The organism is Stackebrandtia albiflava (genome assembly GCF_007994225.1).
Taxonomy (GTDB): Bacteria; Actinomycetota; Actinomycetes; order Mycobacteriales; family Micromonosporaceae; genus Stackebrandtia; species Stackebrandtia albiflava.
In genome coordinates, this window is sequence record NZ_VLLL01000011.1 from 122,997 (window position 1) to 135,259 (window position 12,263).

General features: G+C 70.6%; 13 protein-coding genes. 11 read left to right on the forward strand and 2 right to left on the reverse strand.

Translation table 11 applies throughout. The annotated features are described in order from the left end of the window. The first annotated feature begins 46 nt into the window (after nt 1-46). The 4 genes from fdxA (at nt 47) to LX16_RS25165 (ending at nt 3,075) form a co-directional block, all read left to right on the forward strand. On the forward strand, nt 47-367 hold the full coding sequence (fdxA, locus tag LX16_RS25150) for a ferredoxin (protein ID WP_147144426.1): 321 nt from the start codon (nt 47-49) through the stop codon (nt 365-367). Nucleotides 368-447: 80 nt separating this feature from the next. Continuing rightward, nucleotides 448-1,554 (forward strand): succinyldiaminopimelate transaminase, encoded by a 1,107-nt coding sequence (gene dapC, locus LX16_RS25155; protein ID WP_147144428.1) that lies wholly within the window; start codon nt 448-450, stop codon nt 1,552-1,554. Nucleotides 1,555-1,619: 65 nt separating this feature from the next. Continuing rightward, nucleotides 1,620-2,075, forward strand: coding sequence for a MerR family transcriptional regulator (locus LX16_RS25160; protein ID WP_147144430.1), 456 nt, complete (start codon nt 1,620-1,622; stop codon nt 2,073-2,075). Nucleotide 2,076: 1 nt separating this feature from the next. Then, nucleotides 2,077-3,075: an aldo/keto reductase gene (locus tag LX16_RS25165; protein ID WP_147144432.1), complete on the forward strand. Its 999-nt coding sequence runs from the start codon at nt 2,077-2,079 to the stop codon at nt 3,073-3,075. 54 nt (nt 3,076-3,129) lie between these two features. Here the strand turns inward: LX16_RS25165 and dapD are convergent, their stop codons facing one another. After that, a complete protein-coding gene (gene dapD / locus LX16_RS25170) occupies nt 3,130-4,053 on the reverse strand; it encodes a 2,3,4,5-tetrahydropyridine-2,6-dicarboxylate N-succinyltransferase (RefSeq protein ID WP_147144434.1) in 924 nt (307 codons plus the stop codon). A gap of 100 nt (nt 4,054-4,153) precedes the next feature. On the opposite strand from dapD, the gene dapE reads away from it, so the two are divergent. From dapE to LX16_RS25185, 3 genes are all read left to right on the forward strand, one after another. Then, nucleotides 4,154-5,224, forward strand: a complete 1,071-nt coding sequence (gene dapE, locus LX16_RS25175) for a succinyl-diaminopimelate desuccinylase (protein WP_147144436.1) — start codon at nt 4,154-4,156, stop codon at nt 5,222-5,224. Between the two features lies 1 nt (nt 5,225). Further along, a complete protein-coding gene (locus tag LX16_RS25180; protein ID WP_147144438.1) occupies nt 5,226-5,939 on the forward strand; it encodes an LOG family protein in 714 nt (237 codons plus the stop codon). A 135-nt stretch (nt 5,940-6,074) separates the two neighbouring features. Next, entirely contained in the window at nt 6,075-6,872 is a 798-nt protein-coding gene (locus tag LX16_RS25185; RefSeq protein ID WP_244615976.1) for a S1 family peptidase, read from the forward strand. Here LX16_RS25185 and LX16_RS25190 read toward each other — a convergent pair. Continuing rightward, nucleotides 6,806-7,705, reverse strand: coding sequence for a hypothetical protein (locus LX16_RS25190; RefSeq protein WP_147144443.1), 900 nt, complete (start codon nt 7,703-7,705; stop codon nt 6,806-6,808). The two genes, LX16_RS25185 and LX16_RS25190, sit on opposite strands and share 67 nt — an antisense overlap. Before the next feature lie 20 nt (nt 7,706-7,725). On the opposite strand from LX16_RS25190, the gene LX16_RS25195 reads away from it, so the two are divergent. From LX16_RS25195 to LX16_RS25210, 4 genes are all read left to right on the forward strand, one after another. Next, nucleotides 7,726-8,205 carry a hypothetical protein gene (locus LX16_RS25195; RefSeq protein ID WP_147144445.1) on the forward strand — a complete coding sequence of 160 codons (480 nt, stop codon included), beginning with the start codon at nt 7,726-7,728 and terminating at the stop codon, nt 8,203-8,205. A 20-nt stretch (nt 8,206-8,225) separates the two neighbouring features. Further along, entirely contained in the window at nt 8,226-10,049 is a 1,824-nt protein-coding gene (locus tag LX16_RS25200; protein WP_147144447.1) for a WXG100 family type VII secretion target, read from the forward strand. Nucleotides 10,050-10,182: 133 nt separating this feature from the next. After that, the gene (locus LX16_RS25205) at nt 10,183-11,223 is read left to right on the forward strand and encodes a S8 family peptidase (protein WP_147144449.1); all 1,041 of its coding nucleotides are present in this window, start codon (nt 10,183-10,185) and stop codon (nt 11,221-11,223) included. A 34-nt stretch (nt 11,224-11,257) separates the two neighbouring features. After that, nucleotides 11,258-12,208 carry a hypothetical protein gene (locus LX16_RS25210; protein ID WP_147144451.1) on the forward strand — a complete coding sequence of 317 codons (951 nt, stop codon included), beginning with the start codon at nt 11,258-11,260 and terminating at the stop codon, nt 12,206-12,208. The last annotated feature ends 55 nt before the right edge of the window (nt 12,209-12,263 follow it).

Genomic DNA, 12,263 nt, shown 5'->3' on the forward strand with positions numbered 1-12,263 from the left:
ACATTGGCTTTGGGTCCGATACACATCAGACCTCGAAGGGAGACTCGTGACCTACATCATCGCCGAGCCCTGCGTCGACCTTCTCGACAAGGCGTGTATCGAGGAATGCCCGGTCGACTGCATCTACGAGGGCAACCGGATGCTGTACATCCACCCCGACGAGTGCGTGGACTGCGGAGCGTGTGAACCGGTGTGCCCCGTCGAGGCCATCTTCTACGAGGACGACGTCCCCGAGGAGTGGAGCGACTACACGGGCGCCAACTACGAGTTCTTCGAAGACCTCGGTTCTCCCGGTGGCGCCTCCAAGATCGGCAAGATCGAAAAGGACGCCACGTTCGTGGCGTCGCGCCCGTCGAAGGAGTCCTGACCGCCCGGCCGCGTCGGGGGCCGTGCCGACCTCCGACACGGTGACGTCGTCACCTCGGTGACGGCAGTGAGGAGCCGACCGTGAGATCGCTGCCGGAGTACCCGTTCGATCGGATAGCGCCGTATCGCGCCACCGCCGAACGTCATCCCGGTGGACTGATCGACCTGTCGATGGGGACTCCGGTCGACCCGGTGCCCGAGTCGATCCGCAAGGCGCTGGCTGACCGGTCCGACCGGCCCGGCTACCCGATGACCGCCGGCACCCCGGAGTTGCGCCGGTCGATCCGCGACTGGCTGGCGCGCCACTGTCACACCCCCGCCGACGACGGCCCGGGCGTGCTGCCCACGATCGGCTCCAAGGAGGCGGTGGCCTGGCTGCCGACCCTGCTGGACCTCGGTCCGGGTGACGCGGTGGTGTTCCCGCGCCTGTCGTATCCGACGTACGAGATCGGCGCCCGGTTGGCGGGGGCGGATCTGATCCGGGCGGACGATCCCGCGGAGGTCGACCATCCCCGGGTGCGGCTGGTCTGGTTGAACTCGCCCGGCAATCCCACCGGTGAGGTGCTGTCCGCGGCGCGGCTCACCGGCTGGGTGGAGTGGTCCCGTGAACGTGGCGCGATCGTCGTCGACGACGAGTGCTACCACTCGCTCGGCTGGGAGGCCGCACCGGCGTCCATACTGGATCCCGCCGTCTCGGGGCCGGTCCCCTCGGGTGTCCTGGCGGTCCACTCGCTCTCCAAGCGGTCGAACCTGGCCGGTTACCGGGCCGGGTTCATCGCGGGCGACGCCGCCCTGATCGAGGCCCTGCTGCAGGTACGTAAACACGCGGGGATGATCGTGCCCACCCCCGTGCAGGCGGCGATGGTGGAGGCCCTGACCGACGAGTCGCACGCCGAGGAACAACGCGAACGTTACCGGCGACGCCGGGACCGTCTCGCGACCGCGTTGCGGGACGCCGGTTGGCGCATCGACCACTCGGAGGCGGGCCTGTACCTGTGGGTCACCGACGGACGCGACTGCTGGGAGGCGACCGCCGCCTTCGCGGAACTGGGCGTGCTGGTGGTGCCGGGCGAGGTGTACGGCCCCGACGGCGACCGTCACGTGAGGATCGCGCTCACCGTCACCGACGCGCAGGTGACCGAGGCCGTCACGCGGTTGGCGACCCGCCCACGTTCCGCCCTTGCCTAGAGCGCACTCGAACCGGTTAACGTCACGGGAGCCGTGCCCAGACGGGCGCGGCCGGGAGGACGCACATGACCGTTTCCACCACCACGTCGCTGCCCGCCGTACTGATGGGCCGGACGGCGGCGTCGTTTCCTCGACCGGACGGGGAGGACCACTACACGATCGGCGAGGTCGCCGAGATGACCGGGCTCAGTGCCCACACGTTGCGTTGGTACGAGCGGATCGGGCTGCTGCCCGACATCGACAGGTCACACCACGGGCGGCGGCGGTTCCGGAACCCCGACCTGGCCCGGATCCGTTTCATCACCAATCTGCGCCTGACCGGGATGCCGGTGGCGGACATGATCCGCTACGCCGAACTCGTGCGGGCCGGAGATCACACCGCCGCCGCGCGGGCCGAGATGCTGACCGCGCACCGCGACGCCGTGCGCGCGCAGATCGCGCGGCTCGGTGAGGCCGTGGCGGTACTGGACTTCAAGATCGACAACTATCGAGGCGCTTGCGCGCCGGAATGCGGGGCATGACATGACCTCTTCAGCACTTCCCGTCGTCGCACTGTCGAAGGCCGGGCCGTCGGTGGCGGTACAGGGCCTGGGCTGCATGGGGATGAGCGAGTTCTACGGCGAGGCCGATCCGGCGCGTTCCCGCGACACGCTCGCGGCGGCGCTGGAGGCCGGGGTGACCCTGTTCGACACCGCCGACATGTACGGACGCGGCGCCAACGAGGAGTTCCTGGCGCCGTTCGTCGCGCGTCATCGTGACCGGGTCGTCCTGGCCACGAAGTTCGGCATCGTCCGCAACGACGATCCCGCGCATCGCGCGTTCCGGGGCGACGCGGAGTACGTGCGGCAGAGCGCCGAGGCGAGCCTGCGCCGACTGGGCGTCGACGTCATCGACCTCTACTACATGCACCGCCGTGACCCGCGGGTCCCCATAGAGGAGACGGTGGGCGCGATGGCGGAACTGGTCACCGCCGGGAAGGTCCGCCACCTGGGCCTGTCGGAGGTGTCGGCCGAGGAGTTGCGCGCCGCGGCGGCGGTGCACCCGATCGCGGCGGTCCAGTCGGAGTGGTCGCTGTTCTCCCGTGACATCGAGACGGAGGTGGTACCGTCGGCGGTCGCTCTGGGAGTCGGGATCGTCCCGTACTCGCCGCTGGGACGGGGTTTCCTGACCGGGGCGTTCCAGGAGTCGGCGCTGGCCGCCGACGACATCCGTCGGGTGTGGCCACGGTTCAGCGGCGACAACGCCGACCACAACCGCACCCTGCTGGCCCCGTTGCGGGACATCGCCGAGGGGCGTGGGATCACGATGGCGCAGGTGGCGTTGGCCTGGGTGCAGCAACGCGCCGACGTCCACGGCCTCCCGGTGGTGCCGATCCCCGGAACCCGCAGCCCGCGGCGGCTGGCGGAGAACCTGGCGGCGGTCGGGGTGGTCCTGACCGACGACGAGCTGGCCCGGTTGGAACCGATCGCGGGGAAGGTCGCCGGCGCGCGTTACCCGGTGGGCCACCGAAGCGGTCGGTGACGTGACGCGACCCGCCCGCCTCGCACGGCCGAGGCGGGCGGGTCGCGTCGCCGGTCAGTTGCGGTGCAGCGCCTCGTTCAGCGCGCCCCAGCTCCCGGAGCGGGGCCGTGCCTCCAGCACCCCGGTGGTGGTGTTGACCCAGAACATCAGGTCGTCGGCTCCGGAGAGTTCCCGGGCCTTGACGACCGAACCGTCCGGGAGGGTCACCTTCGACCCGGCCGTGACGTAGCAGCCGGCGGCGACGACGCAGTCGTCTCCCAGTGAGATCCCGATGCCCGCGTTGGCGCCGAGCAGGCAGCGTTCCCCGATGGATACGACCTCCTTGCCACCGCCCGACAGCGTCCCCATGATGGAGGATCCGCCGCCGACGTCGCTGCCGTCGCCCACGACCACGCCCGCCGAAATCCGGCCCTCCACCATGGAAGTGCCGAGCGTGCCGGCGTTGTAGTTGACGAATCCCTCGTGCATCACGGTGGTGCCGGCGGCCAGGTGGGCGCCGAGCCGGACGCGGGAGGCGTCGGCGATCCGGACCCCCTCGGGCATGACGTAGTCGGCCATGCGGGGGAACTTGTCCACCGAGTCGACGCGCAGCCGGTGCCCGGCGGCCGTCGCTCGGGTCCGCACGTCGTTCAAGGCCGTCGCGGGCACCGGTCCCAGGTCGGTCCAGGCGTTGTTCGACAGCACCCCGAAGATCCCGTCGAGGTTCGCCTCGTGGGGCCGGATCACCCTTCCCGACAACAGGTGCAACCGCAGGTAGGCGTCGGTCGCGTCCACCGGGGGGGCGGCCAGTGACGCCACCCGGACGTCGACCGGCCGGGTCTCGACGGCGCGGATCTCGTCCCGGGTGGCGGGGAGGTCGCTGACCGGTCCGGGCTCACCGAGACCGAACCGGGTGAACCAGGCGTCCAACACGGTTCCGTCGTCGGCGTAGCTCGCCACCCCGCTGCCCCACGCGCTGCTGGTCGAGAACTCCGTCATGGTGACTCCTGCCCCGGTGTTACCCGTGTCGCGCCGGTGACGTGCCGGCTTGGCTCACTGATGTCATCACCGTAGACACCTGCGCGTATCGTGGCTGATCGTGGTGGCACTTTCGCAACGGCAACTGGCCGACCCGGTGGAGCTGACCCGGGCGCTCGTGGACATCGAATCGGTCTCCGGTGACGAGAAGGAGATCGCCGACGCGGTCGAGGCGGCGTTGACGCCGGTGCCGCATCTGCGGGTGGCCCGTAGCGGCAACGTCGTCCACGCCAGAACGGAACTGGGCCGTCCGGGCCGGGTGATGCTGGCGGGCCACCTCGACACCGTTCCGCTGCACGACAACTTCCCGTCCCGTCAGGACGGCGACCTCATGTACGGCTGCGGCACCAGCGACATGAAGTCGGGGACGGCGATAGCGCTGCACCTGGCGGCCACCGTCACCGAACCGGTCCACGACCTGAGCTTCCTGTTCTACGACTGCGAAGAGGTCGAGAGCGAACGCAACGGGCTGCACATCGTGTCGCGGACGCACCCGGAATGGCTGGCCGCCGACGTGGCGTTCCTGTTGGAACCCACCTACGGGGAGGTCGAGGCGGGCTGCCAGGGCACCATGCGGGCGGAGGTGCGGGCGAGCGGCACCCGGGCGCATTCGGCCCGGAGTTGGTTGGGGGACAACGCGATCCATCACGCCGGTGAGATCCTGCGCCGGTTGTCGGAGTATCCCGCGCGTCGCGTGACCATCGACGGGTGCCACTACCGGGAGGGCATGAACGCCGTGGGGGTGCGCGGCGGCGTCGCCGGGAACGTCATCCCGGACGAGTGCGTGGTGGAGGTGAACTTCCGGTTCGCGCCGGACCGGTCGCCCGAGCAGGCGGCGGCTCACGTGCGTGAGTTGTTCGCCGGCTTCGACGTCACCGTCACCGATTCGGCGGCGGGCGCGCTGCCGGGTCTGGCCGCGCCGGTCGTGGCCGGCTTCCTGGCGGCGGTCGGGCGCCCGCCGGTCGCCAAGCTCGGTTGGACGGATGTGGCGAGGTTCGCCTCGCTGGGTATCCCGGCCTTGAACTTCGGCCCCGGTGATCCCAATCTCGCGCACACCAGGGACGAACATGTGGAGTGTGCGCGTATCACCGCGTGTGCCGACACGTTGCGCAGTTATCTGACAGGGGAGTGACATGAAACCCAAGATCACGACGGATTCCCACCTGCTCGACACCGTTCACCGGCACGAGTGGAAGCAGCGTGACGCCTGGCGGGCGCTTCGGATCCTGTCGGAGTTCGTGGACGGCTTCGACAACCTGTCGGATCTGGAACCGGCGGTGTCGGTGTTCGGTTCGGCGCGTACGAAGCCGGGCAGTAGTGAGTACCTGCTGGGGGAGCGGCTGGGAAGCGCCTTGGCCAAGGCCGGGTTCGGTGTGATCACCGGTGGTGGCCCGGGCGCGATGGAGGCCGCGAACCGGGGTGCCCGCGAGGCGGGCGGGGTGTCGATCGGGCTCGGCATCGAGTTGCCGTTCGAGCAGCGGTTGAACGACTTCATCGACCTGGGCATGGACTTCCGGTACTTCTTCGTCCGCAAGACGATGTTCGTGAAGTACTCGCAGGCGTTCTGTGTGCTGCCGGGCGGCTTCGGCACGATGGACGAGCTGTTCGAGGCGCTGACGCTGGTGCAGACGAAGAAGATCACCCGCTTCCCGGTGGTGCTGCTGGGCGTCGACTACTGGAGCGGCCTCATCGACTGGCTGCGGGACCGGATGCTCCACACCACCAAGATCACCGAGGAGGATCTCGACCTCATCCTGCTGACCGACGACGTCGACGAGGCGGTGGCGCACGTGATCAAGGAGTCGGAGTACCTGCGGGACGAGGCGAGCGGCAAGAAGGACGTCTGATGGATCGACAAAGGTGAAGATTTAATAACCTCTTATGCCTACCGGGTATTGCCCCGGTGGGGCGGGCTCCTTTACGTTGGGGCGCAAGGAATGCGTAAACCTTTCGCGTTCCAGCCCCGAAAAGGAGTTCCCCACGTGCGAAAATCCACATTGTTCAGAGCCGGGGTCGCCGTCGTGGCCGGCGCCCTGGCCCTCGGTGCGTCGTCCCTCCCGGCATCGGCCGACGACACCGACGGCCCCGGCGTCAACGTGGTCGGCGGCACCCCCGCCGACGAAGGCGAGTACCCCTGGATGGTGCGACTGTCGATGGGCTGCGGCGGCTCCCTGCTGACCGACCGGATAGTGCTCACCGCCGCGCACTGCGTCGACGGCACCGGCGCGGACACCTCCATCACCGCCTACCACGGGTCGGTCGACCTGGAGAGCCCCGACATCGTCGAGTACCGGTCCGAGTACGTCCACTCCAGCCCGCAGTACGACCAGGACGGCACCGACGACTGGGCGCTGATCAGGCTGTCCGCGCCCGTCGCAGACGCCCGGCTCCTCCCGATCGCCGAGACCGGCGACCACGACGAGGGCGAGTTCGAGATCATGGGCTGGGGCGCCCCCTCCGAGGGCGGCCCACAACAGCGGTACCTGCTCAAGGCCGTGGTGCCCTCGGTGGACGACGCGACCTGCGAGGACGCCTACGGCTCCGATCTGGACCCGGCGACCATGCTGTGCGCCGGACTGCCCGAAGGCGGCGTCGACACCTGCCAGGGCGACTCCGGCGGTCCCATGATCGCCCGGGACGAATCGGGCGACCCGGTCCAGGTCGGCGTCGTCAGCTGGGGTTATGGCTGCGCTCGCGCCGGCTACCCCGGCGTCTACACCCAGGTCAGCAACGCCGCGGCCGACATCCTCGCTGCGGCCGACCAACTCGCGACCGCCTGATCCGGCGAACCGCACACGGCTGTGCCGACGACCGGCCCCACCGCGGACCGGTCGTCGGCACGGCACTTCCATGGAACCGCCACAACCCGCGCCCGTGGTCCACAGCCGCTCCACAATAAGGTTCGCGAAACGTTCATCTTCCGGTCGGGGAAACGGCCGAGCCGCCACGCCGCGACCACCACGAAACCCAACGGCCACAACAGGAACGGACTGCCCGCGACCGGGTAGAGACCGGTGAGCGCCCCGGTCGTGACGGACACCGATCGTCCACAGGTGATGGTGGCGGGACCCTCGAACCAGGTGTCCAGCCCGATCCCGCCGCCGTCGCCGGGCACCGCCACGCGCCGCCGTTCGCCCACGGCCGGATCGATCACGCAGGTCGTGTAGGTGCCCGGAACCGTGCTCCCGGCGATGAACACCGGCGCGCCCTCCCACCGGAACGGTTGCCGGTGATCGGCCGGCGCCCCGCCCAACCTGGCGAAACCCGTGATCAGCAACGCGGTCGCGAGCAGCGCGCCCGCCAACGGCAGCACCACGCGGCGCGCCAGCCGGCGCCCTCGGCGGCTGCGTAGAACGGGTTCCGTCAGAAGCGCCGATCGGGTAAAACGGGGTATCGCCATGGTCGCCCGAACGAAGGGATAGGCCGGTGGATCATGGCACACCGTAACGGATGCGCCGCGCAATGTCGCCATCGGACACGCCGAACATATCAATCCGGCATCACCGGGGCGCGGTGGCACGTTGTAGGGAGTCCACCCCTTGCCCGACCAGGCTAGGCTTAACCACAAACCACTCAAGGTCAGATCATGCTGCGTCTGAAACGCGGTGGACAATCTTGTTGGAGTAACGAGACATGACTACCGACTACTATCCGCCCGGCTACGAGCCCCGGCCTTCCATGGAGTTCCCCGAATCGGAGCCGGTCGAGATCGAGGTCGAGACCGTCTACGGTCTCGGTCTCCAGATGCGGGGAGAGAACGAGAACTTCCGTCCGCGTGTCGACGCCATCGCACAGCAGTTCGGCGTCAACGGGACGAACCAGCACAGCGGCCAGTTCTCCATGGCCGTCGGCCTGGCGAGCATCAGCCCGCAGGTGCGCAGCGCGTTGGAGTACACCGTCACGTCGATGGAGCGGGCCTCCGAGGTCATGCGCTCCCAGTCGGACGGTCAGAAGGCGCTCGCGAACATGTCGATGCTCATCGCGTCGCGGTTCTCCGGCACCGACGCGCTCAACGCCGCCGACATCGAGACGATCCGGGACATCACCGGCATCCCGCCGGAGCAGCGCCCCGACTACCCGTCGCGGCCCGGCGGCGGTCCCATCCCGGTCTAGGACACGAAAGGAGGTAGAGCGTGACGACCAACTACGAAGACGCGCCGCTCGAGGAGTTCTCGGGCATGAGCGTCGACGCGCTGTATTACGCGGTCCTCTACGACGGTGACGGCCCCAACGTCTGCTCCAGCGAACCGTTGACCTGGGAGACCGCCCAGGAGTTCAACTACGGCCCGATGGACGACCAGGCGGCCGGCTGGTACGGCATGTACCAGACGCTGACGCACCAGGTCATGCAGCTGGAGGCGTCGATCGGCAAGGCCCAGGAGTCCTGGAACAGCCAGGCGTCGCAGGTGTACTTCGACGAGGCCAACAAGGCCCTCGAGTCGATGAAGGAGGCCCAGGAGAAGGCGCTCGGCAACGCGCGCGCCTGGGACGAGCTGTCCAGCGCGGCCGCGTTCGCCTACTACGGCGTCGTCGGCCAGAAGATCGCCTGGGACGAACACCGCAAGAACAAGCAGGACGAGTACGACCAGGCGAAGAAGGACGACGACTGGTACAACCCGTTCGACGGCGCCGACGAGCCCGACTGGGACGAGGAGCGCGCGCCGTTCGACGAGGAGGCGCGCAGGGCGGTCAGCTACGGCAGCCGCGAGATCTCGCGCATCTACGTCGAGGACGTCTGGGCGCCCGCCTCGTACACCCCGCCACCCGACCCGGGCGGCGACTCCAGCATCCCCGACCCGGGAGGCTGGAACGACGGTGGCTCCGGCACTCCGGGCAGCCCCGGTTACCCGGGCGGACCCGGCGCACCCGGCTACCCGGGAGGTCCGCCCTCGGGCACCCTCCCGCCGCCCGGCAGCGGACCGGACCTCCAGGGCCCGATCCCGCCGCCCATGCCGCCGCCGAACTTCCCGCCTCCGACGTTGCCGACGCCGACTCCGACGCCGACACCGTTGCCACCGCCGACCCTGCCGCCTCCGACGGTTCCGCCGCCCGGTCTTCCCAAGCCGCCCCCCGGCTTGCCGAAGCCGCCGCCGAGCCTGCCGAAGCCGCCGCCGGTGACGCCGAAGCCCCCGCCAGGGCTGCCGAGGCCGACGCCGACGCCGACTCCGACGCCGAAGCCCCCGCCCAACCTGCCGAAGCCGCCGCCGCCGTCCACCGGCCCGACGCCTCGGCCACCGGGCAGGACGGTGCCTCCGGTCATCGGCCCGCGTCCGGGTGGTCCCGGCTTCAACAACACGCCGAAGCCGCCGCCGGTGCGCAACATCCAGCCGCCGGTGATCGGCCCTCGGTCACCGATGCCGGGCACGGGTGGAAAGCCGGTGCCGGGTGGCCCGGGAGGTCCCGGACGCGGTATGCCGGTCCCGGCCAACCGGCCGCCGGGCGTGCCGCAGGGCTTCAACTCGAAGTCGAAGCCCGGTGGAGCCCCGCCGGCCCGCACCGGTCCGATGCCGGGAGTCCGGGGTGGACCGAAGAACCGGCCGTCGCAGCAGCGGCCGGGACAGCGCGTCCCGGTGGACATGCGTCCGACCCGGTTCAGCAAGTCCAACCTGCCGGTACCGCCGACCAGCCGCGCGACCCAGCCCGCTCCGGGCGTACGCGCGCCGAAGGTGAAGTCCGGCGGCGACCAGCTCAACCGGGGCGTCATCCGTGGCGCCAAGGCGGGCAAGCTGTCCGGCACGTTCCAGGACAACTACGGCGCCCGGCCCGGCCGGACCGGCGTCGTCAAGCGCCGGGACGACGAAGAGGGCGTCGAGTCGACGTACGAGGAACAGGTCTTCACCGTCGACCAGAACGTGGTTCCCGGAGTGATCCGGGGCGTCTCCGGTCAGCGGCCGAAGAAGCAGGCCCCGTCGCTGGGTGGCGGAAACGCCGCCTTCGACGATGACGACGACTGGTAGCAGACACGGCTGACCGGCCCGACCGGCCGGTCAGCCCGAAACAGCACACTCGGCGGTGAACGCCGACCACACACGAAGCGGCGTCGGGGCGGCTGCCCCGGCGCCGCTTCGCGAACCCCGAAGGACACCGCCGATGCGCTTGGCGTGGACAGCCGCGATACTCGCCGCCGCCCTGGTCGTCAGCCTCCCCGCCACCGCCGGGGCGGACGAGGTGCGAGACGCCCAATGGCATCTCACCGCCCTGGAACTCCCCGCCGCCCACGAGCTCTCCACGGGTGAGGGCGTGAAGATCGGCGTCATAGACACCGGGATCGACGCCCGGCATCCCGACCTGGCCGAAGCCGTGACCGAGGGCACCGCCTTCGGCGACACCGACAGCCTCACCGACCCCGTCGGCACCGGCACCGCGGTCGCCTCCGTGCTGGCCGGTCGCGGCCACGGGCAGGACGCCGGAGTCCTCGGAGTCGCCCCCGGCGCCCAGATCACCTCGGTGTCACTGGGCACCGGCATCGTCGATCCGCAACACGTCGCCGCCGGGATCAAGTTCCTCGTCGACTCCGGGATGGACGTCATCACGCTCACGCGCGGCGTCGAGTTCCAGGAGGCCGTCCAGAACGCCATCGCCAACGCCGCCGCGGCCGACGTGGTCGTCGTCGTGGCCGCCGGGCCCGGAGGCGGTCGCGGATACACCGAGGCCGTCACCGCCATCGGGACCGACCGTTCGGGCGCGCCGATGACCCCCATACCCGAGGGGGCCGACGTCACGGTCACCGCACCCGCCGACCAGATCATGGCCGCCGGCCCGAACGGGGGCTACCAGACGACCAGCGACGCCGCCCTCGCCGTCCCGATGGTCGCCGGAACCCTCGCGCTGGTCAAGGAACGCCTCCCCGACCTCGCCGGGACCGACCTCATCCGGCACCTGGTAGACAGCGGCGAGCCCCGCGACGGCGGCGCCGTCACCCTCCGACCGTTGCAGGCGCTGTCCGCCGAGCAGGCCCAACCGGTCGACGGCGACGCCCACGCCGGAGCCGCCGACGGCGGGGACGGCGCGGCTCCCGCCGCAGCCGTCAACACGCCGCTGATCGCGGTCGTCGCCGCCGCCGGGCTACTCGTCCAGGCGGCACTGGTCGGGTACGCCAGGCTCGCCGCCCGCCGCGCCCGCCGCGTCTGAACCCGCAACCGACCCCGCAACCGGCAGGAGACCCATGGCCGTGATCGCGGTCCCCCAACGCCACGCCGCCCGCCTGCTCCTGGTGGCGGCGGGCGGCATGTGCCTGGACGCGGTCGCCGCGTTCGTCCGCCGTGTCCCCGCCGGTTCCGGGCAGTCCCGTCAGGTGATGGACTACCTGCGCACCGAGGCGACCAGTGAGGCGGCCTGGACCGCCGCCGGGAACCTGGTCGGCGCGGTCGCGGCCGGGCTGGCCGCGTGGTGGCTGTGGCGGGGACGCGCCGCCGCCCGCAGCCTCGCCGTCACCGTCGTCACCGGCTTCCTGCTCTACCGCTTCACGGTCCTGTTCGACCTCACCGCCGACCTCGCCTCCGGGACCCCGCGCCCGGCCTGGGTCACCGGCGTCCGGTTCGGCCTGGCGCTGGTGGTACTCCCGGCCCTGGCGGCGGTGCTGTGGTTCCTCTCCGACCGCGGACTCACCCGCGTCGAACGGCACCGCGCCTTGATCGGTGCCGGTGACGGCCCCGAGCCCCCCGGTGTCCGCACCCTCGCCACCCTGTTGTTCTGGTACGGCGCGGGCTGGCTGCTGTTGCCGGTGGTCGCCTTCGCCGCGTTCCTGGCCTGGTCGGGCGACGGCGGTGTCCCGGGCGCGACCGCCGTGGCACGCGCCATCGGGTCGGGAACGTTGGGCTGCCTGGGCGGCGTGGCGTTGACCGGTTGCGCCGTCGCCGTCTGGTTGGGCTACACCCGCGGGATCACCTGGTACGTCACGGTCGGCCTCGCCTCGGTGCAGCTGTCCGCCAGCGTCGCCGTCTTCATGTGGGAGTCGGTTCCCGTACCGGGCGCGGACTGGGCGGCCGGCGGCATGACGGCGTGGCTCGCGCAGCTCACGAACCTCGTCGCGTTCGCCCACATCCTGCTGCTGAGCGTGGCCGTCGCACTGCTGTGGAGCCGCCGCGTGAGCGGCTACTTCCGTTCCCGTCCCTGACGGCCCCACGCTGGCGCCGGTGGCGCAAGACGCATACGATGACTTCTCAGACCCC

Excerpts from the sequence above, each read along its gene's own strand:
- LX16_RS25160 (WP_147144430.1), top strand. The coding sequence starts at position 1,620 with ATGACCGTTTCCACCACCACGTCGCTGCCCGCCGTACTGATGGGCCGG.
- LX16_RS25165 (WP_147144432.1), top strand. The coding sequence starts at position 2,077 with ATGACCTCTTCAGCACTTCCCGTCGTCGCACTGTCGAAGGCCGGGCCG.
- dapD (WP_147144434.1), bottom strand. The coding sequence starts at position 4,053 with ATGACGGAGTTCTCGACCAGCAGCGCGTGGGGCAGCGGGGTGGCGAGC.
- LX16_RS25180 (WP_147144438.1), top strand. The coding sequence starts at position 5,226 with ATGAAACCCAAGATCACGACGGATTCCCACCTGCTCGACACCGTTCAC.
- LX16_RS25195 (WP_147144445.1), top strand. The coding sequence starts at position 7,726 with ATGACTACCGACTACTATCCGCCCGGCTACGAGCCCCGGCCTTCCATG.
- LX16_RS25205 (WP_147144449.1), top strand. The coding sequence starts at position 10,183 with ATGCGCTTGGCGTGGACAGCCGCGATACTCGCCGCCGCCCTGGTCGTC.
- LX16_RS25210 (WP_147144451.1), top strand. The coding sequence starts at position 11,258 with ATGGCCGTGATCGCGGTCCCCCAACGCCACGCCGCCCGCCTGCTCCTG.